The sequence below is a fragment of the Winogradskyella sp. 266wxhm genome (assembly GCF_058964685.1).
This window is the reverse complement of record NZ_CM179559.1, coordinates 2411396-2436599: the sequence shown is the minus strand read 5'-3', so window position 1 is coordinate 2436599 and position 25204 is coordinate 2411396. Positions and strand designations below refer to the sequence as shown.

Annotated in this window: 22 protein-coding genes; 8 read left to right on the top strand and 14 right to left on the bottom strand. The window is 32.9% G+C overall.

Going from position 1 to position 25204, the window contains the following annotated elements; genetic code table 11:
- Positions 1-63: 63 nt before the first annotated feature.
- From AC2H4K_RS10780 to AC2H4K_RS10765, 4 genes are read right to left on the bottom strand one after another with little or no spacing between them, the layout of a single operon-like run.
- Positions 64-1146, bottom strand: coding sequence for a bifunctional 3-deoxy-7-phosphoheptulonate synthase/chorismate mutase type II (locus tag AC2H4K_RS10780; RefSeq protein WP_281138902.1), 1083 nt, complete (start codon positions 1144-1146; stop codon positions 64-66).
- A gap of 27 nt (positions 1147-1173) precedes the next feature.
- Positions 1174-2025, bottom strand: a complete 852-nt coding sequence (locus AC2H4K_RS10775) for a prephenate dehydrogenase (RefSeq protein WP_281138903.1) — start codon at positions 2023-2025, stop codon at positions 1174-1176.
- 4 nt (positions 2026-2029) lie between these two features.
- Positions 2030-3172, bottom strand: coding sequence for a pyridoxal phosphate-dependent aminotransferase (locus AC2H4K_RS10770; protein ID WP_281138904.1), 1143 nt, complete (start codon positions 3170-3172; stop codon positions 2030-2032).
- Positions 3169-3996, bottom strand: a complete 828-nt coding sequence (locus tag AC2H4K_RS10765; RefSeq protein WP_281138905.1) for a prephenate dehydratase — start codon at positions 3994-3996, stop codon at positions 3169-3171. Before AC2H4K_RS10765 ends, AC2H4K_RS10770 begins: the two co-directional genes overlap by 4 nt.
- Before the next feature lie 312 nt (positions 3997-4308).
- Between AC2H4K_RS10765 and gldA the strand changes: the two genes are divergently transcribed.
- Positions 4309-5202, top strand: a complete 894-nt coding sequence (gene gldA, locus AC2H4K_RS10760) for a gliding motility-associated ABC transporter ATP-binding subunit GldA (protein WP_281138906.1) — start codon at positions 4309-4311, stop codon at positions 5200-5202.
- 46 nt (positions 5203-5248) lie between these two features.
- Positions 5249-5683, top strand: coding sequence for a hypothetical protein (locus AC2H4K_RS10755; protein ID WP_281138907.1), 435 nt, complete (start codon positions 5249-5251; stop codon positions 5681-5683).
- A 50-nt stretch (positions 5684-5733) separates the two neighbouring features.
- Here the strand turns inward: AC2H4K_RS10755 and AC2H4K_RS10750 are convergent, their stop codons facing one another.
- The 4 genes from AC2H4K_RS10750 to AC2H4K_RS10735 all read right to left on the bottom strand — a co-directional run bounded on the left by AC2H4K_RS10750 (position 5734) and on the right by AC2H4K_RS10735 (position 9006).
- Positions 5734-6477 (bottom strand): head GIN domain-containing protein, encoded by a 744-nt coding sequence (locus AC2H4K_RS10750; protein ID WP_281138908.1) that lies wholly within the window; start codon positions 6475-6477, stop codon positions 5734-5736.
- A 39-nt stretch (positions 6478-6516) separates the two neighbouring features.
- Positions 6517-7605: an acyloxyacyl hydrolase gene (locus AC2H4K_RS10745; protein ID WP_281138909.1), complete on the bottom strand. Its 1089-nt coding sequence runs from the start codon at positions 7603-7605 to the stop codon at positions 6517-6519.
- Positions 7606-7857: 252 nt separating this feature from the next.
- Complete coding sequence (locus AC2H4K_RS10740) at positions 7858-8478, bottom strand: phosphoadenosine phosphosulfate reductase domain-containing protein (RefSeq protein ID WP_281138910.1); 621 nt, start codon at positions 8476-8478, stop codon at positions 7858-7860.
- Positions 8479-8592: 114 nt separating this feature from the next.
- Positions 8593-9006 (bottom strand): RrF2 family transcriptional regulator, encoded by a 414-nt coding sequence (locus tag AC2H4K_RS10735; protein ID WP_281138911.1) that lies wholly within the window; start codon positions 9004-9006, stop codon positions 8593-8595.
- Positions 9007-9267: 261 nt separating this feature from the next.
- Between AC2H4K_RS10735 and metK the strand changes: the two genes are divergently transcribed.
- The gene (gene metK, locus AC2H4K_RS10730; protein ID WP_281138912.1) at positions 9268-10521 is read left to right on the top strand and encodes a methionine adenosyltransferase; all 1254 of its coding nucleotides are present in this window, start codon (positions 9268-9270) and stop codon (positions 10519-10521) included.
- Positions 10522-10581: 60 nt separating this feature from the next.
- On the opposite strand, the gene AC2H4K_RS10725 is transcribed toward metK, so the two are convergent.
- The gene (locus AC2H4K_RS10725; RefSeq protein ID WP_281138913.1) at positions 10582-13113 is read right to left on the bottom strand and encodes a S9 family peptidase; all 2532 of its coding nucleotides are present in this window, start codon (positions 13111-13113) and stop codon (positions 10582-10584) included.
- Positions 13114-13267: 154 nt separating this feature from the next.
- Between AC2H4K_RS10725 and AC2H4K_RS10720 the strand changes: the two genes are divergently transcribed.
- The gene (locus tag AC2H4K_RS10720) at positions 13268-14272 is read left to right on the top strand and encodes an App1 family protein phosphatidate phosphatase (RefSeq protein ID WP_281138914.1); all 1005 of its coding nucleotides are present in this window, start codon (positions 13268-13270) and stop codon (positions 14270-14272) included.
- Here AC2H4K_RS10720 and AC2H4K_RS10715 read toward each other — a convergent pair.
- The 4 genes from AC2H4K_RS10715 to AC2H4K_RS10700 form a co-directional block, all read right to left on the bottom strand.
- Positions 14269-14883 carry a deoxynucleoside kinase gene (locus AC2H4K_RS10715; protein WP_281138915.1) on the bottom strand — a complete coding sequence of 205 codons (615 nt, stop codon included), beginning with the start codon at positions 14881-14883 and terminating at the stop codon, positions 14269-14271. The two genes, AC2H4K_RS10720 and AC2H4K_RS10715, sit on opposite strands and share 4 nt — an antisense overlap.
- 3 nt (positions 14884-14886) lie before the next feature.
- Positions 14887-15579 (bottom strand): hypothetical protein, encoded by a 693-nt coding sequence (locus AC2H4K_RS10710; RefSeq protein WP_281138916.1) that lies wholly within the window; start codon positions 15577-15579, stop codon positions 14887-14889.
- A 176-nt stretch (positions 15580-15755) separates the two neighbouring features.
- Positions 15756-16442, bottom strand: a complete 687-nt coding sequence (locus AC2H4K_RS10705; RefSeq protein ID WP_281138917.1) for a response regulator transcription factor — start codon at positions 16440-16442, stop codon at positions 15756-15758.
- Positions 16435-17970 carry a sensor histidine kinase gene (locus AC2H4K_RS10700; protein WP_281138918.1) on the bottom strand — a complete coding sequence of 512 codons (1536 nt, stop codon included), beginning with the start codon at positions 17968-17970 and terminating at the stop codon, positions 16435-16437. Before AC2H4K_RS10700 ends, AC2H4K_RS10705 begins: the two co-directional genes overlap by 8 nt.
- Positions 17971-18095: 125 nt before the next feature.
- On the opposite strand from AC2H4K_RS10700, the gene AC2H4K_RS10695 reads away from it, so the two are divergent.
- The 4 genes from AC2H4K_RS10695 to AC2H4K_RS10680 all read left to right on the top strand — a co-directional run bounded on the left by AC2H4K_RS10695 (position 18096) and on the right by AC2H4K_RS10680 (position 23207).
- The gene (locus tag AC2H4K_RS10695) at positions 18096-18482 is read left to right on the top strand and encodes a hypothetical protein (RefSeq protein ID WP_281138919.1); all 387 of its coding nucleotides are present in this window, start codon (positions 18096-18098) and stop codon (positions 18480-18482) included.
- A gap of 14 nt (positions 18483-18496) precedes the next feature.
- Entirely contained in the window at positions 18497-19357 is an 861-nt protein-coding gene (locus tag AC2H4K_RS10690) for a GLPGLI family protein (protein ID WP_281138920.1), read from the top strand.
- A 158-nt stretch (positions 19358-19515) separates the two neighbouring features.
- Positions 19516-20391 carry a GLPGLI family protein gene (locus AC2H4K_RS10685; protein WP_281138921.1) on the top strand — a complete coding sequence of 292 codons (876 nt, stop codon included), beginning with the start codon at positions 19516-19518 and terminating at the stop codon, positions 20389-20391.
- Between the two features lie 50 nt (positions 20392-20441).
- Positions 20442-23207 (top strand): TonB-dependent receptor, encoded by a 2766-nt coding sequence (locus tag AC2H4K_RS10680; protein WP_281138922.1) that lies wholly within the window; start codon positions 20442-20444, stop codon positions 23205-23207.
- A gap of 72 nt (positions 23208-23279) precedes the next feature.
- On the opposite strand, the gene AC2H4K_RS10675 is transcribed toward AC2H4K_RS10680, so the two are convergent.
- Positions 23280-25097: a peptidase associated/transthyretin-like domain-containing protein gene (locus AC2H4K_RS10675; protein WP_281138923.1), complete on the bottom strand. Its 1818-nt coding sequence runs from the start codon at positions 25095-25097 to the stop codon at positions 23280-23282.
- Positions 25098-25204 lie beyond the last annotated feature (107 nt).

The window sequence follows — 25204 nt, the reverse complement described above, 5'->3', positions numbered from 1 at the left end:
GCTATTAAAATTTATTTTAATGCGAAAACTAATATTGATGATCAATAAAGCCCCAAAAGCTCATTAGCTATTAATAACCTTCTCCTGATGATTAATTGATTCTTGGTGAATCGCTTTAAACATTCTTAAAATAAACTCCTCACTCAAACCTCTTTCTTCACCTTCAAGTACCATTTTACCAAGAATTTCATTCCAACGTTTACTTTGTAAAACAGCAACGTTTTTCTGCTTTTTAAGTTGACCTATACCATCCGCAACCTTCATACGCTTGCCTAACAAATCGATAATTTGATTATCTACTACATCAATTTGTGCTCTGAGATTATCCAATTCTGAATTGTACGCTGCTTCAGGGTCTGACTCTTTTCTAATTCTAAGATCCTTCATAATTTGCACTAACGTTTTTGGAGTTACCTGCTGAGCGGCATCACTCCAAGCGTTATCAGGATCGTAATGTGTTTCTATCATTAAACCATCAAAATTTAGATCTAGAGCCGTCTGAGATACATCAAAAATCATATCACGTTTTCCTGTAATATGAGATGGATCATTGATTAATGGTAAATCGGGAAATTTATCCTGAAACTCAATTGCTAATTGCCATTCTGGTATATTTCTATATTTTGATTTTTCATAAGTTGAAAATCCTCTGTGGATAGCACCTAGATTTTTAATTCCGGCAGTATGTAAACGCTCAATACCACCTAACCACAAAGCCAAATCTGGATTAACCGGGTTTTTCACCAAGACAATTTTATCAGTTCCTTCTAAAGCATCTGCCAATTCTTGCATAATGAAAGGGCTTACCGTAGAACGTGCGCCAATCCACAACAAATCGATATCATTTTCTAAAGCTAATTCCACATGGTTTCTATTAGCTACTTCAGTAGCCGTTTTTAAACCTGTTTCTTCTTTTACTTTCTTAAGCCATTTTAGTCCTAAAGCTCCTACTCCTTCAAAGTTTCCTGGTCTGGTTCTTGGTTTCCAAATACCAGCTCTGTAGTAATTGACATCAGTATCTTTTAGCTCGTGAGCTATCTTTAACACTTGTTCTTCTGTTTCTGCACTACATGGTCCTGCAATTACTAACGGATGATTTAATTTCATATCATCTAACCATGTTCTCATTTCCTTTTTATTTTCCATAACGTCTATTAATCTTTTTATAGTTTTTTATTCTATTCCGTTTAAGATATCTTTTATATGATTTGTTGTTTCCATCTCATTAAAAACCGCTTCAAAATCATCATCTTCCATCAGTTTTTTGAAGTGTTTTAAGTTCTCAATGTATTCATCTAAAGTCTCAATGACATTCGCTTTATTTTGTTTAAAAATTGGTGTCCACATGGCTGGTGAACTTTTAGCCAAGCGTACCGTACTTGCAAAACCACTACCTGCCATATCAAAAATATCGCGTTCGTTTTTCTCTTTTTCGATTACGGTTTTACCCAACATAAAAGAACTGATGTGCGACAAATGCGATACATAAGCAATGTGTTTGTCATGCGCTTCAGGATTCATGTAACGAATTCGCATTCCTAAGTCTGAAAACAATTTCAAAGCTTTTTCCTGCAGCTTAAAAGCCGTTTCTTCAACTTCACAAATGATGTTGGTTTTATTTTTATACAGCTTTTTAATTGCTGCTTTAGGCCCAGAAAACTCGGTACCTGCAATTGGATGTGCTGCTAAAAAATTTCTACGTCTTGGATGGGACTTTATAATTTCGCAAATATCCTTTTTAGTTGAACCAACATCAAAAACAATAGTATCATCTGAAATATGATCTAGAACTTTTGGTAAAACTTGTAAAGTTGCATCTACAGGAATGGCCACTACGACAACTTCAGCATTTTTTAAATCTTCAAAATTTGAAATTTCATCAATAACTCCAAGCTGTTTCGCTTCTTGAAGGTGATTTTCATTTTTGTCAACACCATGAATATTACATTGTGGATATAGCTCTTTTATATCCAATGCAAAACTGCCACCTATTAACCCAACGCCTATAACAAAAACATTATTCATAAATCTAAACTCTTGCTATTGCTTCTTTAATTACACTTTCTTCCGCACACAACGAAAACCTCACATAACCTTCACCATTACTACCAAATACAGTTCCTGGTGCAATAAAAATGGAATGCTCTTTTAAAACTAAATCAGCAAATTCCTCAGATTTTATATGTGGAGGTAACTTCGCCCAAACAAACATTCCTGAAGCATGTTTATCATAAGTACAATTAAGTTTTTCTGCTAATTTCCATATTAACTCTCTTCTTTGCTGGTAGACACTATTTAAACTTGAATACCACATATCGGAACTCTTTAAAGCCTCTATTGCTCCTTTTTGAATACCATAAAACATTCCAGAATCCATATTGCTTTTTACACGTAGGACAGCACTTAATAGATCATAATTTCCAACCAACATTCCTACTCTCCAACCTGCCATATTAAATGTTTTACTCAACGAATTCAGCTCTAAACAAATATCCTTAGCGTTTCTGTAGCGCATTATACTAATCGGTTTGTCGTTTAACACAAAACTGTAAGGATTATCATTGACTATGAGAATATTATGACGCTTTCCGAAAGCAATAACCTCATCATAAAATTTATTTGGTGCATTTGCTCCAGTTGGCATGTGCGGATAATTAACCCACATGACTTTAACCTTGGTTAAATCCATTCGCTCCAAAGCCACAAAATCTGGCAGCCATTCATTTTCTTCTTTTAAATCGTAATAGATTGGTTTAGCCTCTAAAAGTTTAGTGACCGACGAATAGGTTGGATACCCTGGATTTGGCACTAAAACTTTATCTCCTTTATTTAAAAAGGCCATAGAAATATGCATAATACCTTCCTTACTTCCCATTAACGGTAACACTTCGGTCTGCGCACTAATATTGACATTGTACCTAGACTTATAAAAACCCGTAATAGCTTCTCTAAGTTCTGGCAAACCTTGATAGGATTGGTATTTATTAGCACCTTCATCATCCAAACTATCTTTAAGCAACATGGTTGCTTTGAAAGGAGGTTCTAAATCTGGACTACCTATTCCTAAATTTATAATTGGTTTTCCTTGTGATTTTAGAAACGCAACTTCTCGCAGTTTTTTTGAAAAGTAGTATTCTTCAACTTGTTTTAAACGGTTGGCAACTTCAATCATAATCTTGCATTTTTATATTGTCCCAACACTTTAAAATTTTCTGCCATAATTTTCATTATAGAATGTGCTTTATCAAAATCCTTGTAATCTTCAAATGTAGCATCAACAAAAAAAGCGTATTTCCAAGGAGTTTCAATTTTTGGTAAGGATTGTATTTTGGTTAGGTTTAATTTACAATCGCTCATTACATTTAGAATAGTAGCCAAACTACCTCGTTTGTGATCTAATTCAAACTTTAGAGAAACTTTATTGACTCTAGTTTCATCGATTTCTGCATTTTCACTTTTAACAACCACAAAACGTGTTTCATTATGCTTTATGGTTTGAATGCTCTCAGCCAAAACCTCTAAATTATACAATCGTGCAGCACCTTTACTCGCTATAGCTGCAATACCTTTTAGGTTCTGCTCTGCAATTTGCTTGGCCACATCTGCAGTATCTTTTGCCTCAACCAACTTAATATGCGGATAATCTTTAAAGAATACTTTGCATTGCAGTAATGCCATTGGATGTGAGTGTACTTCTGAAATTTCGCTGATAACTTGCTCCTTTAAAGCCATTAAATTATGCTGAATATCTAAATAATATTCACCTATAATATTAAGGTTATAATTATCTATAAGCGCGTAATTTGGGATGATTGATCCTGCAATTGAATTTTCCAGCGCCATAACAATGGTATCTGAATGTCCTTGCAACAAACTATCTACTGCACTATCAAAAGACATACACTCCACCACTTCTGCGTCTAGATTGAAGTATTTCTGAACGACTTCATGATGAAATGATCCTTTTATTCCCTGTATGGCTATTGGTTTTATCAAAATTTATTTATGTTTCTAAAAATAAAGTTTTACTAAAAAAAAAGTCCCGAACTAAATCGAGACTTTTTATAAATTATATTTTAAATAAAACATACTAAGCCTCGTTTCTTTCACTAAAAAAGAAATAAAACCAGTTAAAATATGTTTTAGTTATGTTCATTAAAATCAATTATATGGCTAATGTAATTATTATTTTAAAAAATCAAAATTGTTGCCTTAGTTTTTTGAAATAAAATTGAAAATTTTAAAGAATCTATAATATTTACAAAACAATATTCTGAAATAACTATTTTTGAATAAATTCTTTGTCGCATGTCTATTGAAGTACAGAACATTACAAAATTATATAAAGACCAAAAGGCTTTAAATGATGTTTCTTTTAAAGTTAATGATGCAGAAATTGTTGGTTTTTTAGGTCCGAACGGAGCCGGAAAATCTACAATGATGAAAATCTTAACCACTTACATAGAAGCTTCGGAAGGTTCTGCTAAGGTTAATAGTTTTGATGTCGCATCTGACAAAAAGAATGTTCAAAAAAGTGTTGGGTACTTACCTGAACATAATCCGCTGTATACTGATCTTTACGTTAAAGAATACCTTAGCTTTAATGCTAATGTGTATGGTGTTTCAAAATCTAGAATAGATGAAGTTATAGAACTTACTGGACTAACACCTGAATCGCATAAAAAGATAGGACAACTCTCTAAGGGTTACAGGCAGCGTGTTGGATTAGCTAACGCCTTATTGCACAATCCTGAAGTTTTAATTCTTGACGAACCAACAACAGGTTTAGACCCTAATCAATTAGTAGATATTAGAAACCTTATTAGAAATGTTGGTAAGGAAAAAACCGTTTTTCTTTCCACACACATTATGCAAGAAGTTGAAGCTATGTGCGACCGTGTAATTATTATAAACAAAGGTGAAGTTGTTGCTGACAAGTATTTAAAAGACCTTAGAGACGGACAAGAACAAGTAATCATCGTTGAGTTTGATTACAGGGTTGAAGATGCTTTTTTATTAAGATTACCAAAAGTATCCTCTGTAAAAAATGTGCACGATTTCACTTATGAAATTACATTTGCTACCAAAGAAGATATGCGCTCTCATGTCTTTGATTTTGCTCATGATAATAAATTGAAAATCCTTCAGCTTAATCAGAAAAATGCTAGTTTAGAGAGTTTGTTTAGAGAATTGACAAGTTAAAGAGCCCATCCTAACCTTCCCAAAAGGAAGGAAACAGCACTAAAAAATGATAAGAAAAATCACATTACTAATTCTTCTCATTTTCATCTCTTGTGAAAAGAAGTTGAATAATAATGAAATTAACAACTTCTGCTTTAAGTTTGTTTATTCCATCCATTCAAAAAATGAATACTCCTTAAGATCATTAATCAATGAAAAGAAATTAGTTGAGAACACAAATAATAAACTGAAAGACAAAAACTTTACCGTTGACTCTGGTGATATTATTACTGGACTTTTTATAAATTATAATCCTTTAAAATATGGCCGTGGCTATAATGAAAAATTAAACGATTTTAATACTGATGATTTAGAAATAATAATCTTAGAAAACATAAGTAATATCAAAAGGTTAAATATAAAATGGAATAATATTTTTAGTTGTGTAGAAGAATCAATTATTATAACAGTAGAAAATAAAAAGATAACTTTAATTGAATAGGTCAAAAAAGAAACTAATTATATATTCTCAAATAAAAATAACATAATAAGCTACTCAAAAATCAACTGCCCAGTGTAAATACGTTCTACTTCAACAATTGGAGGCTGGTTTACTGAAATTAAATTCCCTGTACCTCTTAGCTGACCTTCTAATGTTTGTTGAGGGTTTACCACAATATCATTGCTTCCTCTATGATATACATTAACGTTTTGGGCTATGAGATTTTCCCCTTCAAAACGTCCAGCACCTGAATAAAAACCAACAAATAGATTTTCAACGGTTCCCAATATGTAAAAAAAGGAAAGATTGTTTGAAGTGATACTTAAATGTTGTGAGGCTATCTCTAATCTAAAGTCACCAACTGTAAATTCACTTGGACCACTGTAATCTTCTGAAAAGAGTCTGATAACAGGATAATTTAAAACACCGTCTGATGAAATTTCATACTGAGATGATGTTCTTATATCTGTAAGATTAGGAGCTTCAACATACACCTTTGTAATACCATAACCTCTAACGTAATTACACGAATTGTGGTCTGTAAGAACAAGTTGATTGTCTACAACTTCAACCGCTACATCATTTATTAAATTTTCGCCTGTTTCAACAATAACTGAATATTCTGGAGCTTCTTTTATAATAAGTTCAATATCTCTATTAACTAATATTTGTTCAAAACTGGAGACTTCAAAAGTTTGCTGAATGATACTTCCAGATGTTTGAAAACAATCGTTAGCATCTTCGCTATTACAAGCAAATACTAGAAATAGTAATACGTATAAAAAGTTCTTCATTTTTTTTAATAGATTCCTGACTTCTCAGAAATAACAAAATTATAATCTTACTCCTATTCCAAATTCAACTGCTTCGGCTTTTGCTCCGTGTGATTTTAAGGTTACTGCCCCAAAAAGTTTTTTTCCGAAATAACGTTTTAGTCCAATCCTCATATAAACTCTACCTTCAAAATCAAACGGATAATAGACATAGTAGCCTAATTGTGTTTCCAAAGACATTTTATTGATAAACAATTCATGACCTGCAAATAAGCCTACACGCTTGTAATCTTCATCTCCACTAACATCCTCCTCTGGAAAAGATACGGATTGATAGTATATCAACTCCTTTAAAAAATTAGAAAAGAATACATCTACACCCAATTGAACTGCACTAACATGACTTAAACGCTTATCTGCATAAGCTGAAACAATGTAAAATGGATATTGTCCGCTACCAATAATATCACTTTGATTAATCCCTGAACGAAACGCTATATTATATTTAATCGGTTCAGTAAATTTTCCATCTTCTAAATCGTCAATGTATTCTATCTGCTCATCTAAATTGTAGTTGAGCCCAATATTAAAAGCCAACGTATTTATACTTGTATTTGGCGCTTTTACATTGGCATTGGAGTAATGCGTTAAAGTTAATCCAGCTTGAAGCCCAAAACGATCAATTATATTCTCTTTTTTATAATTGAGCATTAAATAGGTAGCACTTAATATATGAGAACCAAATGCAATATTTTTTGGGTTTTCAATCTTATCGTAAGGATTGGTGTTTAAAGCTAAACCTTGAGCCATTCGTAACATTACATTTCGCTTAAAAAAATAGAAGTTGTAATGCGCATAAAGCCCATAATTTTCACCTAAAAGTTCATTTTTTAAATCTTGATAAATGAATGAAAAACCATAGTCTGGATAGTTGTAACGTTGTTCCCAAGCGTCGTTTCCAAAAGTTTTTTTATTCCAACTGAAGATAAAGCCTTCAGGATGTCCTTTTATAAGATGCAGAATATCGTTATTGTGAAGTGCAATGTTGCCACCAAAATAACTAAAGTCTAACTGCGAAGCATTCTTTTTTTCTTGCGCACCAATAATGGTACAAATTAGTAATACAACTGTAGTTAAAGTTTTTCGCATTTTCACCTTTTGGAAAAGCAAAAATAGTCAATAATTACAATTACTAATTGTAGTAGTTATACAAAAAAAGTAGCAATCAGTGATATTGCCGTTAGTAACAAAACCTGAACAGCGAATCTAAATTCAGACTTATTCTTTTTTATAAGCTTCATTTTTAAGGGGCTTTAGAATTTGATGCAAATATCTAACTAATAGCGAATTCTTTTGTTAAATAAAATCTAAGAAATGGTTACGGATTTGTAGTATGAAATTTTATTGGAAATGAATGCCACACTCTCTACTCAACAAAGCTTTTACAGGATCGAAGTAATCACTATTTTTTGGTAGTTGATTAGCCTCAAGATAGGCGTCTAAATCCTTATCACTCCAATAATAAAATGGACTGACTTTTAATATACCATCTTTACTGTAACTTAGAATATCCTTTTTATCACGATACTCGGTTTGTCTTACTCTAATATTTGTAAACCAAACTTCAGGATCTTGTTCTTTTAAGGCACGTCTAAAAGGCTCTAGCTTTACAACTTCAGAAAATTTATCGTGATTATCATTTTCTACACTAGGTAAACCGATAGTTTTATCTATTGTTTCTTTACTTATTAGAGGCTGATACTTATTTATATTAAGATTATAAGTCTCAATAAGATTTGAAGCGTGCTCGTATGTACTTGGTTGATTATACAATGTGTCACACCAAACTACTCTGATATCTTTGTCTAACTGAGACATCGTGCTCAATAATACCGAAGAATAAACTCCAAAACTAGTGGTTACAATTTTATTATCTGAAAGCCTCAAAGCCCACTCTGCAATTTCATGAGGTGTTCTGTCTTTCAACTTTTTGTTCCAAGCATCTATGTCTAATCTAATCATATTATTTTGACGACAAAATGAATAATCTTATTACCCTATCGATTTAGTAGGTTAATATGCAAACCTATGTATTATTTTATAATTATTTGATGTATTTAAGAAAAAAATGGGATTTCAATAGTCTGAAAGATCTGCCAAAGATGTATTTCTAAAAATTTTTAAAGTACTGTCTCTTACCTTTAGCATTACTTCGTGCACCGCACAAGTATCTTCATCTGGACAATCATCACATCTTTCATAATAATTAAGACTTACGCAAGGCACCATAGCTATTGGTCCTTCGAGTAAACGCATTATTGTAGTCATTTGTATTTCTTCTGGTCTCTTAAGCAAATAATAACCACCTCCCTTGCCTTTTTTTGCACCGAGTATTCCATTTTTTTTTAGTGTTAACAAAATACTCTCTAAGAATTTCTTGGAAATGTTTTCAGATTCCGAAATTGTTGAAGTTTGCACAGGTAGTTTATCTCCTTTTTTTGCGAGATATACCAGAGCTTTAATCCCATATTTAGTTTTTTTAGATAGCATTCTATTAATCTAATGATGAGTAATTTAAATAAAACAACTTTTTAGTACAAACCGATTTTAATTATTTTACAAGATATAAACTAATCTGTTTTGGGTTTTAATTTTAATCCGTATTTTTGTCAATCGAAAAATTAGAGGAAAAATTTGACCTGATTGCAACCTCGTAAAAAAATGCTAAAGCAGTAAGTTATGTACTTCTCTAGCGACCGAGCAATCTAAAGTTTTTCCTGAAATAAAATTATAAATAAAAAATAAGGATTTATGCCATATTTATTTACTTCAGAAAGTGTTTCTGAAGGACATCCAGATAAAGTTGCCGATCAAATTAGTGACGCATTAATAGACAACTTTTTAGCTTTTGATCCAGAATCTAAAGTTGCTTGTGAAACCTTAGTAACTACAGGACAAGTTGTACTGGCTGGTGAGGTGAAATCTTCAACTTACCTTGATGTACAAAAAATTGCTAGAGATACTATTAACAAAATAGGTTACACCAAAGGAGAATACATGTTTGATGGAAACTCTTGTGGTGTACTTTCTGCAATACATGAACAATCTGAGGAAATAAGCCGAGGAGTTGACAGAGCTACAAAAGAAGAACAAGGTGCCGGTGACCAAGGTATGATGTTTGGTTACGCAACTAGCGAAACAGATAACTTTATGCCTTTAGCTTTAGATTTATCACATAGCATCTTAAAAGAATTGGCAATTTTACGTCGTGAAAATAAAGACATCACTTATCTAAGACCTGATTCTAAAAGTCAAGTAACTATTGAATATAGTGACGATAACGTTCCTCAACGTATTGATGCTATAGTAGTATCTACACAACATGATGAGTTTGATAATGACGATGCTATGTTAGCAAAAATCAGAGAAGATATCATCACTATTTTAATTCCTAGAGTTATTGCTAAACTGCCTGAACATATTCAAGCTTTGTTTAATGATGATATCACCTATCACATTAACCCAACAGGAAAATTTGTGATTGGTGGACCTCATGGAGATACTGGTCTTACAGGACGAAAAATTATAGTGGATACTTACGGTGGAAAAGGTGCTCACGGAGGTGGTGCATTTTCTGGTAAAGACCCGAGTAAAGTAGACAGAAGCGCAGCTTATGCTACAAGACATATTGCCAAAAACCTTGTTGCTGCTGGACTTTGTGAAGAAGTACTAGTACAAGTATCTTACGCTATTGGAGTTGTTGAACCTATGGGAATATTTATAGACACTTATGGTACTTGTCCATTCAATCTTACTGATGGGGAAATTGCCAAAAAAGTTTCTGAAATTTTTGATATGAGACCTGCTGCTATTGAAGAGCGTTTAAAATTACGCCAACCAATGTATAGTGAAACTGCAGCTTATGGCCATATGGGTAGAAAAAATGAAGTAGTTACCAAAACCTTTGAACAACTTAACGGAGAGCCTATTTCTATAGATGTTGAATTGTTCACTTGGGAAAAATTAGATTATGTGGATAAAGTAAAAGCTGCTTTTGAAATCTAATGACAACATAGAATATTAAACAAAGAAGCCATGCGTAATGCATGGCTTCTTTATTTATCGTTACTTTTTAGTTTTAGGAACATCTCTGTTCATTTCAGTGATATCTACATTCGAAGCTTCCACCCCTAAAAGATGTTTGCTAAAATGGTCTGCTCTTAACCAAAAAGAGTATTCTGTCATACTTCCAAAACCATGTCTTTGACCTGGCATAATCATAAAATCGAATCGCTTGTTAGCATTTATTAATGCATTGGCCATACGTATGGTGCCACCTGGATGTACATTATTATCTACATCGCCTGTAATAAGCATCAGTTTACCTTTAAGATTTTCAGCTAAAGATTGGTTATTATCAATCATGTATTTGTACTTCACGTTACCATCATCATCTTTTTCTTCTTGTACTCCATGATGCGTTTCGCTCCACCAACTATTATAAATTGTATTGTCATGATTTCCTGCTGAAGACACAGCTGCTTTATAAAAATCTGGATATACCAAAAGAGCCGCTGTTGACATAAACCCTCCACCTGAATGACCGTAAATTCCAACTTTATCAATATCTATAAAATTGAATTTATCAGCTAATTGTTCTGCTACATGTCTTTTGTCTGCTAAACCGTAATCTCTTAAATTACCATAACCGTAATTGTGATACCATTTTGAACGGTCTGGATGTCCACCACGATTTCCCATAGTAACAACAATAAAACCAACTTGAGCCATTCTATCTAATCGATCCATACGAATTGAAAAAGATTTATTTACAGCTTCAGTCTGAGGACCTGGATATACATATTCTAGCAATGGATATTTTTTAGTTTCATCAAAATCGAAAGGTTTGTACATTACTCCATAAATATCTGTAATACCATCATCTGCTTTCATCTTAAATGGTTCCGGAAATTTGTAACCTGTGGCCATTAATTGAGATAAATCAGCCTCTTCCAATTCCATAATGACTTTGCCTGAACTACTTCTTAGCTCTGACATTGGCACTGTATTCACTCTTGAATAATTACTTACAAAAAAAGCGTTAGAGTCCGACAGGCTTGTATTTGTATTGTAGTCACCCGCATTTAAAGCTGTTAATCCTGTTCCGTTCAAACTAATTTTGTACAGATGCTCATAGTAAGGATCTTGATCTTTAGGAATACCATGTGCAGTGAAGAATAAACTTCGAGAATTTTCATCTACTCCAACAGCTTCTTCAACGTGATAAGAACCTTTTGTAACTTGATTTTTTAAATTTCCATCCGTATCATACAAGTAGTAATGCGCCCAACCTGAACGCTCTGCCCAATGTAACATTTCCGTTTCATTGTTGAATAACACCAATGGTCGTGTTTCTATATAAGTATTAAATCGTTCTTCAATCAATACTTTGGTTTCTCCCGTATTTATATCAGCTACGCAGATATCTAGTTTCTTTCGGTCTCTGCTGATGGTATTATAGTATATTTTCCCCTTTTTAGACAGTAATAATGTTGGCATAAAATCGTCGTCATAACTCGACTTTTTCACAGGAGCTCTATACACCTGAACACTTTGTTGATTAACTGTATCTAACTTAACTTGAATACTGCTTTTTGAAGGAATATCAAACACATGAAGCTCGGTTTTGTAATACTCATCTTCACCAGGCATATGATATTTATAGGTTTCTAATGTAGGACGCTTACTTTCGGTTGTATTTATAACCCAAAGATCACCTATATGTCTAGAGTCTGTTCTTTGAAACACAAACTTCTTAGAATCATGAGACCAAATTCCAAAAACGCGTTTGCGCTTGTCTTTATTCTTTTTCATGGACTCATTTGTTTCGTTACGTCCACTACCTCCTCCATAAGAGTAATAAAGTTCACCATCTGTTGTCCATTGGTTTTCAACTATGGTAGTATCTTTTTCATTTTTTACGGCTTTAAGAAAGTTTTCCTTATCCATCCAATAGAGATTGTAATTTTTAGAAAATAAAACCACAGAGCTATCTGGAGCTATATTTGCCCATTTTTTCCAATCTTCTTTTTCTTTCTTCTTATTGTCTATAACTGTAAGGGAATTTCCACCTAAACGGTATTCAAAATGGTAAACTTTGTTAACCATCTTAGGCTTCTTTTTCTTTTTTCCTTTAGTTGTTGTTGAATCTGTATCAACCTTTTCATCATCATCATCTTCTTCTTCCTGTTCCTCTACTTTTTCTGTTGATGTGACATAAAAACGAATTGCTGTTTCATTTTTCACAAATTCAAAATCGAAACGAGGCAAGTGTTTTGCGTCATATGGATCTTTAGTAATTTCAGTTAACCACTGTGCCATTTTTTCATTGTCGAAAAGCTCTTTTTTAGTTTTCTTATCCGCATCAACAATGTAGTAGTTAGAGCCTTCAGTGGTTTTGTACTGATACCAAAAACGGTTTCCGTTTTTCAACCAATGTGGTCTTACTGAAGTCGAATGAACCAATTTACCCAAGTTTTTAGGCGAGTATTTAGCGGCTGCTCTGTAATTGGGTGTCGGAGTTAAATTTTCTGCATCTTGGGCCATTACAAAATTGCAAATAAGCCCAATAGCAAAAAGTAATACCTTTTTTTGCATAAAGCGTTTAGATTATTTAAAGTTAGAGAGCCACTAAAATAGCAAAACAAATCTCTACAAGCATTCTAATTAATATTAACACTATCTATTTAAAGAAATATTTAACGTTTTCTTTAGTTTTAGTATCTTCATAACCTCTAATACAACCCAAAACTTGAGCTGGTTTAAAAAAGACCCTTTACAGATTATCACCTTTCAGAGCTATGGCACTGATTCTCACTTTTATGCCAGAGGAAGGGCTTTAGAAGATGAATCTATAGACTTAGAGGAACAGCATATTTGGCACCTTATTGTAAATACTTGGAAGCGTTTTGAAACTGACGAAATAAAGCACGTTGGACTAGACGTAAAACTTCCTAACAATAAAATTATTAAAGTAAAAACCGATGATAGCGGCTATTTTATAGCTGAAGAAAACATAGAAAACCTCAAAAGTTTAACCAATGATGAAGGCTGGCTTAGTTTTGAATTATCCTATAATGACGTTAATATAAAACGTACCATACAAAATCAAAATAGGTTTCCTGGTGAACTTTTAATACCATCAAGCAAAGCACAATTTGGTGTGGCTAGTGATATTGATGATACCATACTACATACTGGAGTTGTTTCTATTTTGAAATGGAGAGTTATCTATAACTCCATCTTTAGGCATGCTAAAAATAGAATTCCTTTAGAAGGTGCTGCTGATTTTTACCATAAACTACACAGAGGAGTTTCTGGTGAAAATGCTAATCCTATATTTTATGTAAGTCATAGTCCTTGGAATTTATACCGCTATCTAGACCTTTTCCTGAGGCAGAATAATTTCCCAAAAGGCCCAATTCTTTTACGAAGTTTAAGCAATCTCTTGAAACGAAAAAGTCAAGATGAAAAACCGCAAAAGCAAAAAGAAATATTACATCTTTTAAAAACCTACCCTAACCTACCTTTTATTTTAATTGGTGATAGTGGCGAACATGATCCTGATATTTATATGGAAATTGCTGAAGAATATCCAGACAGGATTTTAGCCATATATCTTCGAAGTGTTAAACACAAGAAAAAAATGTTGCGAGTAAAAAGTCTTGTAGATAATTATAAAACTACAATGGTTTTAATGGTAGAAAGTAGCGCGCAAGCTATTGAGCATGCTAGAGAACATGGGTTTATTGCTTAGAATAACCCATTTATCTGTGCATCAATCTTATTGATAATACCTCCTAAATCTTCAGGGTTGGCAACAAAATCAAGGTTATCTACATCAATAATCAATAAGTTTCCTTTGTTATAGCCATGTATCCATGCTTCGTAACGCTCATTCAATCGGCTTAAATAATCAATACTAATCGTATTTTCATAATCGCGACCGCGTTTGTGAATCTGAGACACCAAATTAGGAATTGAACTACGCAAATAAATCAATAGATCTGGACCTTTTACAAAAGACTCCATCAACTCAAAAAGTGATGCATAATTTTCAAAATCGCGATTGGTCATCAATCCCATAGCATGCAAGTTAGGAGCAAAAATATGAGCATCTTCATAGATAGTTCTATCTTGAATGATGTCCTTACCACTATCATGTATTTGGTTGACTTGTCTAAACCTACTGTTTAGGAAATACACTTGCAAGTTAAAGCTCCAGCGTTCCATCTGATTATAAAAATCATCTAAATATGGATTGTCCACTACGTCTTCTAATTGTGCTTCCCATTTGTAATGTTTGGCGAGTAATTTTGTGAGCGTAGTTTTTCCAGCTCCTATATTTCCAGCTACAGCAACATGCATAATTTATTGTGATTTTAGTTGATATCGACGTAGGGTTTCGTCGTGGTAAAGATACAAGGTTTCATTGGTTACCAAAAACTGATTTATTAACAAATTAGGATGTTTAATCGGTTCTATTTTTTGTCCATCCTTTGGTAGCGTATACAGTTCACTCTCCTTTTTCAAAATCAAATAAGCATCACCAAAAGCTAATTTTTCGTAACCCTCGTTTTTGTACTTTGCAATAAGACTTCCAAAATAACTATACACATACAAGTAATTTTTGGTAAGCATATAACATTGGTTGTAATCGCTTTTTAAGTCTAATACTTCCGACTGAACAGGAACCGTTTTCTGTTTAATCTTTTTGGTTTTATAGTCATAAAGTTCTAACTGTTGTAGATCTTGGTTAAAAATCCAAAGTGTATTATCATAACCTGTAGACACAAAACTCACATTTTTATAAGGCTGAAGTGTATTGAAGTCTATTTTAAAAATTTCTGCTAATCGGTTATCTAATATAACTACCGTATTAAAATCCTTGTAAAACAGATTTATTTTTAACGGATTGAAGGTATTAGCCGAAGTAATTTCACCCAACTGAAAATTACTATAAACCAAGGTGGTGTCTTTAGACTTTTTATAAAAACTATTATCTTCTGAAGTGAAATATGCTGTTCCAAAAGCATCAATACCAAACAGATCTTTTGCTTTCAACGAGGTTGAATCCCGCTGCACAGCATTCACTTTGTGTTGCGAATACCCAAAACATCCCACGAATAGAAAAATAAAAATCAATCTTTGCATACTGCGGTTGAAATTACAAAAATTGAACCAATGATGATGTTATTCTGAACTTGTTTCAGAATCTTTTTTTGATTTAACGTTGAGAATTAATCCGTAAGCTTATAGCCAAACCCACGGACATTTATAATTTGTATGCTTTCATCTTTTTGAAGCTTTTTCCTCAATTTGGTAATAAAGACATCCATACTTCTAGCAGAGAAAAAATCATCGGTTCCCCAAAGTTTATTCAATATTAAAGAACGGTCTAAAACCTGATTTTTGTTTTTTATCAAATGAAAAAGCAAATGTGCTTCCCTGTGAGTTAACTGTATAACCTCTTCATTTTTATATTGCAATTGTTGTTTTGGAAAGTCAAAAATAAATTCACCAAGTTCCAATACTTTAGATGCTTTCTGAACTTTTGTTCTACTTATAAGATTATGAATTCTAACAATCAACTCTTCCATACTAAACGGTTTCTTAAGGTAATCATTTCCGCCAATAGAAAACCCTTCTACCACATCTGCCGTTTGCGATTTTGCAGTTAAAAATATTATAGGAATAGTATCATTTATAGTTCTTATTTCTTTTGCCAAAGTAAAACCGTCTTTTTTAGGCATCATAACATCAAGCACTAAAATTTCTGGTTCATCAGACTTGTATTTTTCGAAAGCTTTCTCACCATTTTCGCATAGAATCACCTCAAAATCTCTAGTTTCTAGACTTTCCTTTATAATTTGACCAAGTGCAGCTTCATCTTCTGCCAACAGTATTTTTATCTTCTGATTATCCATTTGGCAAAGTGATTTTAAAAATGGTTAAATCTTTAGTAACATCTACAGTTATAGAGCCGCTGTGCTTTTCAATGATTGTTTTAGTGTAATACAAGCCAATACCAAACCCTTTAACATCGTGTGTGTTTCCTTTTGGTACACGGTAAAATTTTTCAAAAATGCGTTCCTTATTTGCTTTTGAGAGGTTACTACCATTATCTGAAATCACAATTTCAAAAGTATTTTTCTTAGGAAAAAAATCTACTGAAATTAGATTTCCTCCATATTTTACAGCATTGTCTAAAATATTATTTAAAGCATTTTCAAAATGAAAAATATCAACTGTAGCTTCTAAACTTTCAACTTTAAAACTTGTATTAAACTGCTTTTCTGCAAATTGAATTTTATAACGATCTACCAAATTTTTTAATATATCTACAACATCAATTTGCTCTTTATTTAACTCAAGGTTTTCGCTATCTAAAGTTGCTGTTTCTAATAGCTTTTCAACCATAATATTGAGTTTTGAAAGCTGGTCTGAAGACATATTTATATATTTTTTTGTCTTCTCTTTATCCTCTATAGCATTAAAGTTATTAATACTTTCCAGAGCTACACCAATGGTTGCAATAGGTGTTTTAAACTCATGTGTGATATTACTAATTAAATCATTTTTTACTTCGGCAAGCTGCTTTTGGTGTTTTATGATTTTAAGCAAGTAAAACAGGCTACTTATTACTGCCGCAATAAGTAAGGTTGATATAAGGATACCACCAAGACTGCGTTTTAAAACTGTTGATGTTTCGTTGGTGAATTCAACTTTGAGTTTACTCTCTTTAGGTAAAAAAGTAGATTTTGAAGTTGTACTTAAGTTGTATTTATTCTTTGACTCTAAAACTTTTACAACAGAGTCAGCTTCTTTTTTTAATCCATTTTTTATATTCTCTTGATGAAAAACAAGCTTACTCTTTATATCAATGTTTTTTCTAGCAAGTTCATTATTGAATAAACTATCTACTTCTTCAATATCTAAACTATCATTACTTATAGATATCATAACCTTAGACGTTAGAATTTCAAAATTTGAAAATTCAATCTTTCCTCCGTTTAGCTTTATGCTATCCATTCGCTTTTTAAAAGTATCCTTGTTAAAGGTTTTATGTAGCTCATCATATCTTTTAGACATGGAATCTGCCTTATAACCTTTAAAAATTGAAATACCTTTAATTGATTCAACATCAAGAGAATCTAAATTACCAAGTGGATTATCGGAATCATCGATATTTTTTAAAATTTTTTGTAATTGACTACCTTCTCCAAATACATCTTTTTGCTGATCCTCTTCAATAAAAACGCCAACAGTAGTTCTTTCTGCCAAAGCCGTATAATAATCATCAACAGCTTTATCTAAACTTATTTGTACTTCATTTATGAGCTGCTGTTTATTGGCTAGATAGTTTTTGTAGTTCCAATATACCTGAATTCCAATGGTTGCTACTATTACGGTAACAATGGTATATAATATCCAACGGTATGTATTATTGTTCATACTTCAAAAGTATAAAGTTACAACTTACAAATACTAATTGGTTAACACTCGTTAACGTTAGTTAACTCAAAAACAGATATTAGGTTGTGATATTTGTGATGTATTAATCATTAAAAACGACAGTTATGTTTAAAAAAGTATTGACAGGCATAGCGTTAATAGTAGCTTCAACAAGTATAGCGCAAACTATTAATGTTGAAAAAACATCAGAAGAACGAAAAGCACACATCTATGAAAAAGCAGAATTAAAAAGCGTTAGTATTGAAGTCTCTGTTGATTCCTTAGAAGAACTAAAAACTACAGTTACAAAAAAAGACATTAAGGAAATACTAGATCATTCTGCTCCTAATGAAGAAATCACTTTTAAGATAGTTTGTAACGGAAGAAACACTGATGAAGGTTTAAAATCTCACGCTACATATGAGATTAAAGGAAATACAGACGACAAGGATTTTTTCTTAAACCTAATAGGAAAAGTACGTAATGCAGCCATCAAATATTATAAAAGTTAAAAATCAATCAAAAAATGAACACAATTATTAGAGTTTTAGTCATTGCGTTAACGGTAGTATTTTCTACCGTTAATGCTCAAGATTTTCAAGGCATAGCAACCTACAAAACACAACGTAAGGTTGATATTAAGTTCGATAGCACCCAAATGGACTCTGACATGCATGAGCGCATGGTAGCCATGATGAAAAAACAACTTCAAAAAACCTTTAATCTTACTTTTAACAAAGAAACCTCTACCTATAAACAAGAGGAAGGACTAGGCAAACCACAAGTTGGTGGTATGGGTGATGTTGAAGTCATGGTTATTGGCAATGGTGGTGGCGACGATGTTCTTTATAAAAACACCAAAGAAAATCGCTACGCAGAAGTAAGAGATACTTTTGGTAAAGTCTTTCTTATCCAAGATGAGCTAGAACCTATTGAATGGCAATTAGAATCAGATACTAAGTACATTGGAGAATATCAATGCTACAAAGCAACCTATACCAAAATGGTAGAAAAACCAAGAACCTTTTCTAACAATGCTTCTACCGACGACAATGAAGAAGAAAATAAAGAACCTGAAATGGAAGAGAGAACTGTAACGGCTTGGTACACTCCTCAAATTCCTGTTAGCAATGGACCAGATGATTACCAAGGTTTACCAGGTCTTATTTTAGAAGTACATGATGGAGATCTCACAATAATTTGTAGCAAGATTGTCTTGAATCCAAAAGACAAAATTGAAATTGTAGAACCAACCAAAGGAAAAAAAGTTAACCGAGAAGACTACGAAGAAATCATGGAAAAAAAGGCTAAAGAAATGATGGAACGTTACGCACCAAGAAACGGAAGAAACAATGGTGAAACCTTTGAAATTAGAATTGGTGGATAAACCATTAACATAAGTTTAACCAAAGACATTTTAACTTTCTTGCTCCTTTAGAGTCTTACATCCATTAATCCAGATTGCGATAGTGTTAATATTATCACAAACAAAAATCACTATTCAATCATTACTTAAATTTGTAAGAATAATTTAATACTCTAAAGATGAAGACATCAGTTCTAAAACGCGCATTACTTTTATTTTCAATTTGTATCAGCGCAAACACATTTGCTCAAGATTTTCAAGGTAAAGCTCATTATATGTCTAAAACCACAATGGATTTAGATCAATGGGGAGGACGAGACATGTCGGCAGAACAAAAAAAGCAAATGCAAGAGCGTATGCGAAGTTTTCTTGAAAAACAATTTGTACTCAACTTCAACAGAGAAGAGTCTATTTATAAAGAGGAAGAAAAACTTGAAGCACCTGGCAACCGAGGATTTAGAGGTTTTGGCGGAAGCTTTACAGCTGGTCCAAAATATAAAAACGTAAAGACAAAAGAATTACTTCAAGATCAGGAATTCTTTGGAAAACAGTTTCTAATTAAAGATGAATTAAAAAGTCTTGAATGGAAGATGGGCACCGAAACCAAACAAATAGGTCAATATACTTGTTTTAAAGCTACAGCTACAAAGCCTGTAGATCAGTTCGATTGGAGAAGCATGCGAAGAAGACGATCTGATGATGACAAAAAGGAAAGTGAGAAAACAAAAGATTCGACACAAACCAATAATCCTATAGAAGATATAGAAGTCCCAAAAACAATAGAAGTTGTGGCTTGGTACACACCTCAAATCCCAGTTAATCAAGGACCAGATGATTATTGGGGTTTACCTGGATTAATTTTAGAAATCAACGCAGATAGAACAACTATTCTTTGTACTAAAATTGTTATTAATCCTGAAGAAAAAGAAGAGATTGAAAAACCTAAGAAAGGTGAAGAAGTAACTCAAGAGGAATACACAAAAATCATCACAAAAAAAATGGAAGAAATGCGCGAGATGTATGGCGGTCGTGGTAGAGGCGGACGCCGAAACTAATTAAACCATAGACTATTGAGTATTCTTAACCTAAAGCTAAACCGTAAGAAATGAAAAAAATATTAATGCTACTTTTTGTAGTAGTATCAGGTAGTGCCTTTGCACAAATAAAAATGGAAGGTATTGTAAAAGATAGTATTGGCACACCTTTAGAACTTGCCAATGTTATTGCTATAAACCAAGAAACTAATGCTCTAGAATCTTATGCCATAACTAACGACAAAGGTAAATACGTTCTTTCTTTAGGTAAAAATGGCAAATACAAAGTACAAGTCAGCTACATAGGATTAAAAACTTTTGATGAAGCTGTTACTACTCAAGAAGCAGATATCATAAAGGATTTCACGTTAATGCCAGACAATTCTCTAGACGCAGTTGAATTGACTTACGAAATGCCAGTAACGGTTAAGGGAGATACTTTGGTTTACAATGCTGATTCTTTTAAAAATGGAAGTGAACGTAAACTCGAAGATGTCCTAAAAAAATTACCAGGAGTTGAAATTACATCAGATGGAAAAATAGAAGTTGAAGGTAAGGAAGTTAGCAAGCTTATGGTTAACGGTAAAGATTTCTTTGACGGTGACACTAAATTGGCTACCAAAAATATCCCTTCCAATGCTGTTGATAAAGTTCAGGTTTTAAGAAACTATGCCGAAGTCGGGCAATTAAGCGGAGTACAAAATAATCAAGATAATGTTGCTATAAACATCAAATTAAAAGAAGGAAAAGAAAACTTTTGGTTTGGAGACGTTACAGTTGGTGCCGGAACAGCTCCATCACCTAATGATGAATTGTATTTGGTACAACCAAAACTCTTTTATTACAGTCCAAAGTATAGCGTTAATGTTATAGGCGATATGAATAATATCGGTGAAGTAGCTTTAACCAACAGAGATTTAAGGAACTTTGGAGGTGGCTTTAGAATGCCAAGTAGAACAAGTGGTACTAACATTAACCTTGGTGATAATGGACTTGGAGGATTGACAAACATAGCTAGCGCTCAAGAAGTAGTTACAAAACTTGCTGCTGCTAATTTTAGTTATTCACCTAACAAAGCCTTGGATTTAAGTGGATTTTTAATCTACAACAGCTCTAGAATGCGTACACGCGAGGAAAGCTATATCGACTACTTAGAACTAGAAGAAGGTGCCGGAGATGTGGCTCCAGATGAAGAAACTACCCAAATAGGTAGAGAAGCCACAAATCAATTCTTAGCAAAACTTAGTGCAGCATACAAACCTAATGTTAACAATCAATTAGATTATGATGTTTTAGCTCGTTTTTCTGATGATGAAGAACGTCAGAACCTTTTTTCATCAATAGTAGGTAATACAAATCAACTTGATGCAGCTACCCCTTTTAGTATCAACCAGAACTTGAACTACTATTACACCTTAAATGAAAACAACATCTTTGCTTTTGAAGCACAACATTTAATTAAAGATGAAGATCCGTTTTATAATGCACTATTAGTAAATGACCCAACTAATAATGATGATACTGACCAAGATGCATTTGATCCTACAGCTGAAGTATTAGGCTTTAATTTAGATCAAATGTCTTATGATTTAAATCAAGATAGACGTGTAAAATCTAATCAATTAGATGCAAAATTAGACTACTATAATATATTGAACTCTAAGAGTAACATCAACTTTACTTTAGGAACAATTTTGAGCAATCAGAAGTTTAACTCTAACATTTTTCAATTCTTAGATGATGGTACACAATTTGAGCCTAACCCAACATTACTAGATACTAATGGTAACTTATTATCTACTACAAATGATGTAGAATACAATTTTAGTGACATCTACCTTGGAGTGCATTACAGGCTTAAATCTGGAAAATTCACTTTTACACCTGGTGTATCACTTCACGCTTATAGCAACAAAAACACTCAAGATGGCGAGACATTATTTGATGATAATTTCTTTATGGTATTACCAGATTTTGAAACTCGCATTCAATTTAAAAAGAGCGAAAGTTTAACGCTTAATTATAGAATGAATACATCTTTTACGGATGTTACTAATATTGCTGAAGGTTTAGTAATGAATAATTACAACAGTTTTCAATATGGTAATCCTGAATTACAGAATGCATTATCACATAATGTAAGTTTATTCTACCAAAGTTTTAACCTTTTTAACTACACCAATGTATTTGCTGGTGCTAACTATAGTAAAAATATAGACCAAATTCGTTCATTGACAAATTTTGAAAATGTTATTAGAACAGGAACATTTTTTAACTCAGCTTTTGCCGATGAAAGCGCTTCAGTTTTTGGTAGAGTACAACGTACATTTGGTAAAGTTAGAGCTAGCTTAAGAGCTAATTTCGGATACAGTAAGATCAATCAGTTTGTACAAGATACAAGATCCGTAAATGAGAGTTTTTCACAAACATACACTCCAGAAATTAGAACTAATTTTAGAGAAGCACCAAACGTAACATTTAGATACAGATATAGTATTTCACAAAACGATCAAGGTTCTAATACAACTAAATTTACGACTAATGCTCCTTCTGTAGAGTTTGATGCTTACATCTGGAATTCGGTATCCTTCTTAACCGATTTTTCTTATACCGAACAAAATAACGGTCAAGGACAAAAAGACGCCTTTAGAACTTGGAATGCTTCTTTAAGATACAGAAAAGATAAAGATGCGAAATGGGAATATTCTTTAATTGCCGCAAACTTGTTGGATATAGATTCAAATATAAGTAATGGAGCAAATAATATTTCAGTTTACAGTTCAGAAACCTTTGTACAACCTCGGTTTGTTACGTTTAGGTTGACTTATACTTTATAGAATAAAAAAAGCCTTCTCTGGTTACTGAGCTTGTCAAAGTAGAGAAGGCTTTTTTATTCTTAAGAACCTGGTTTATTCATTTCTTAACGTATGAATTACACCTACTACTGAATGTAAATTACCATCTAAACCCATAAAATTGCCACTAAAATTAACATCAATATATTCTCCCACATCCCCAAAATTAGTGATGTAACTTGTAACATCATTATTAGGGTCATCACCAAAAAAAGGCAACTCCTGACTTTCAGAACCAAAACCTATAGCATCATTAAAGCCTGTTACAGTATATTCACCTGTGTAAGGTGGGTTATCATTTAGCCTAAATTGAAAATAAAAGCCGAATTGCTGGTTATTAGAATACGATGAAATACTCAATCTAGGAATCATATCTCCATTAATATAGAAACTGGTACTAATATTATCTGTAAAAAGTACTGAATCACCATCATCAATAGTATATTGTATAAACTCTGTAATTGTGTTACATGCTGTAATAGTTCCAATATTAGTAATTGGCGAAGAGAATGTATAACTGATACTATCTGTGCTCTGTAAGTTGACAAAATCACTAGCTTCTACAGAGAACGTAACATTATCTGAACATCTTAACAAATTGATTTCAAAATTCCCATTTGTTACGGCATCAGTAAAAACTTGAGTTCCATAACCTATTTGAACATAACCATCTGTAACAGCATCACCACTACACGTGTTAAATGTACCAACTACCGTTTCCTGAATAACATCTGGATTGTCAGGTACAATAATCGTAATACTTGAATCCATTGTAAAAGGTCCAACCGTTTCTGTATACAAAGGTGCGTCACCACACAAGTCGTAACTGTAAACATTAAGCACTAAACTTTCATTACTTGGCACATAACCACAAACTTCGCCATTCTCATTGGTGTAGCCATATGTAGTACCAAAAGTTGTACTAGTAATAGATACAGCCATGTTTGCTAACGCCGTATTATCCTCATCTGTAGCTGTAAGACACAGTGTAATAGCTTCTGCAGGAATATCACAGTTCCAAAAACTAAAATGAGATACTGTACCAACATACATGTTACCTTCAAGTGTTGCTTGTCCTTCTTCTTTCCAATAGCCATTAGCTTCATCAAAATACCAAAGTGGAATAGTTGCAGGAGCTATGCTCATTAAACTAGCATCTACAGGAATTTTAATTTCAGAAGTTGAGCCTTCTGCTAAATTTAAATCTTCACCACCAGAACCTCTAAGTTCTACAGCCAACATTCCTAAAGTTTGTAACATACGTTCCGCTCCACCCTCGTTTTCGGCATATAGCATACCTGGCATTTGCATTGGCATATCTTCATCTGCTGGATCTAAATGGTGCATAATAACATCTACAGAACCTGAATAAGCAGTACCATCTTCTTTTATAAAGTTGCCATCAAAACTTACTGAACTACCATCTGCTGAAGTCACCGTTTCACTAGATCCGCTAATAACGGTTCCAACTACAGTTTCTTCAAGAAGCATAATAGTAACTTTGTTGGTTCCGTTTGAAGGTACTATACTTCTAGAACCATGAATATATCCAGCTTTTTCAGCTTTAACATATCCGAAACGCTGATTAACAGTAGCATCATTTATGATAAAAACACCATTACTATCAGTCATGGCCGTTTCGCCACCAATAGTTATTGTTGCTCCTTCAATAGGATTATGATTTTTATCGATAACTGTTCCTAAAAAGTTTCTAGATATTTCTGAACCAAAATATTCTGAAAATGTATCTGGAATATTTTCTTGTGGATCATTAATTGTAGAATTACCATCATCTTTTTCACAGGATGTTAAAGCACTTAATAGGATTAGTAGGGTTAAGATAAGATTTGGAAGCTTTTTTAAGTTTTTCATAATAATTGATTGTTTTGATTTTTTGTTCATCTAAGAACTTTTGCTCTTTTTAATAAAACAGTCAATACACTGAAAACCCTACCCTTAAAAATAAAAAAGCCTCATAA

Excerpts from the sequence above, each read along its gene's own strand:
- AC2H4K_RS10780 (WP_281138902.1), bottom strand. The coding sequence starts at position 1,146 with ATGGAAAATAAAAAGGAAATGAGAACATGGTTAGATGATATGAAATTA.
- AC2H4K_RS10775 (WP_281138903.1), bottom strand. The coding sequence starts at position 2,025 with ATGAATAATGTTTTTGTTATAGGCGTTGGGTTAATAGGTGGCAGTTTT.
- AC2H4K_RS10770 (WP_281138904.1), bottom strand. The coding sequence starts at position 3,172 with ATGATTGAAGTTGCCAACCGTTTAAAACAAGTTGAAGAATACTACTTT.
- gldA (WP_281138906.1), top strand. The coding sequence starts at position 4,309 with ATGTCTATTGAAGTACAGAACATTACAAAATTATATAAAGACCAAAAG.
- AC2H4K_RS10755 (WP_281138907.1), top strand. The coding sequence starts at position 5,249 with ATGATAAGAAAAATCACATTACTAATTCTTCTCATTTTCATCTCTTGT.
- AC2H4K_RS10750 (WP_281138908.1), bottom strand. The coding sequence starts at position 6,477 with ATGAAGAACTTTTTATACGTATTACTATTTCTAGTATTTGCTTGTAAT.
- AC2H4K_RS10745 (WP_281138909.1), bottom strand. The coding sequence starts at position 7,605 with ATGCGAAAAACTTTAACTACAGTTGTATTACTAATTTGTACCATTATT.
- AC2H4K_RS10740 (WP_281138910.1), bottom strand. The coding sequence starts at position 8,478 with ATGATTAGATTAGACATAGATGCTTGGAACAAAAAGTTGAAAGACAGA.
- AC2H4K_RS10735 (WP_281138911.1), bottom strand. The coding sequence starts at position 9,006 with ATGCTATCTAAAAAAACTAAATATGGGATTAAAGCTCTGGTATATCTC.
- metK (WP_281138912.1), top strand. The coding sequence starts at position 9,268 with ATGCCATATTTATTTACTTCAGAAAGTGTTTCTGAAGGACATCCAGAT.
- AC2H4K_RS10725 (WP_281138913.1), bottom strand. The coding sequence starts at position 13,113 with ATGCAAAAAAAGGTATTACTTTTTGCTATTGGGCTTATTTGCAATTTT.
- AC2H4K_RS10715 (WP_281138915.1), bottom strand. The coding sequence starts at position 14,883 with ATGCATGTTGCTGTAGCTGGAAATATAGGAGCTGGAAAAACTACGCTC.
- AC2H4K_RS10705 (WP_281138917.1), bottom strand. The coding sequence starts at position 16,442 with ATGGATAATCAGAAGATAAAAATACTGTTGGCAGAAGATGAAGCTGCA.
- AC2H4K_RS10700 (WP_281138918.1), bottom strand. The coding sequence starts at position 17,970 with ATGAACAATAATACATACCGTTGGATATTATATACCATTGTTACCGTA.
- AC2H4K_RS10695 (WP_281138919.1), top strand. The coding sequence starts at position 18,096 with ATGTTTAAAAAAGTATTGACAGGCATAGCGTTAATAGTAGCTTCAACA.
- AC2H4K_RS10690 (WP_281138920.1), top strand. The coding sequence starts at position 18,497 with ATGAACACAATTATTAGAGTTTTAGTCATTGCGTTAACGGTAGTATTT.
- AC2H4K_RS10685 (WP_281138921.1), top strand. The coding sequence starts at position 19,516 with ATGAAGACATCAGTTCTAAAACGCGCATTACTTTTATTTTCAATTTGT.
- AC2H4K_RS10680 (WP_281138922.1), top strand. The coding sequence starts at position 20,442 with ATGAAAAAAATATTAATGCTACTTTTTGTAGTAGTATCAGGTAGTGCC.
- AC2H4K_RS10675 (WP_281138923.1), bottom strand. The coding sequence starts at position 25,097 with ATGAAAAACTTAAAAAAGCTTCCAAATCTTATCTTAACCCTACTAATC.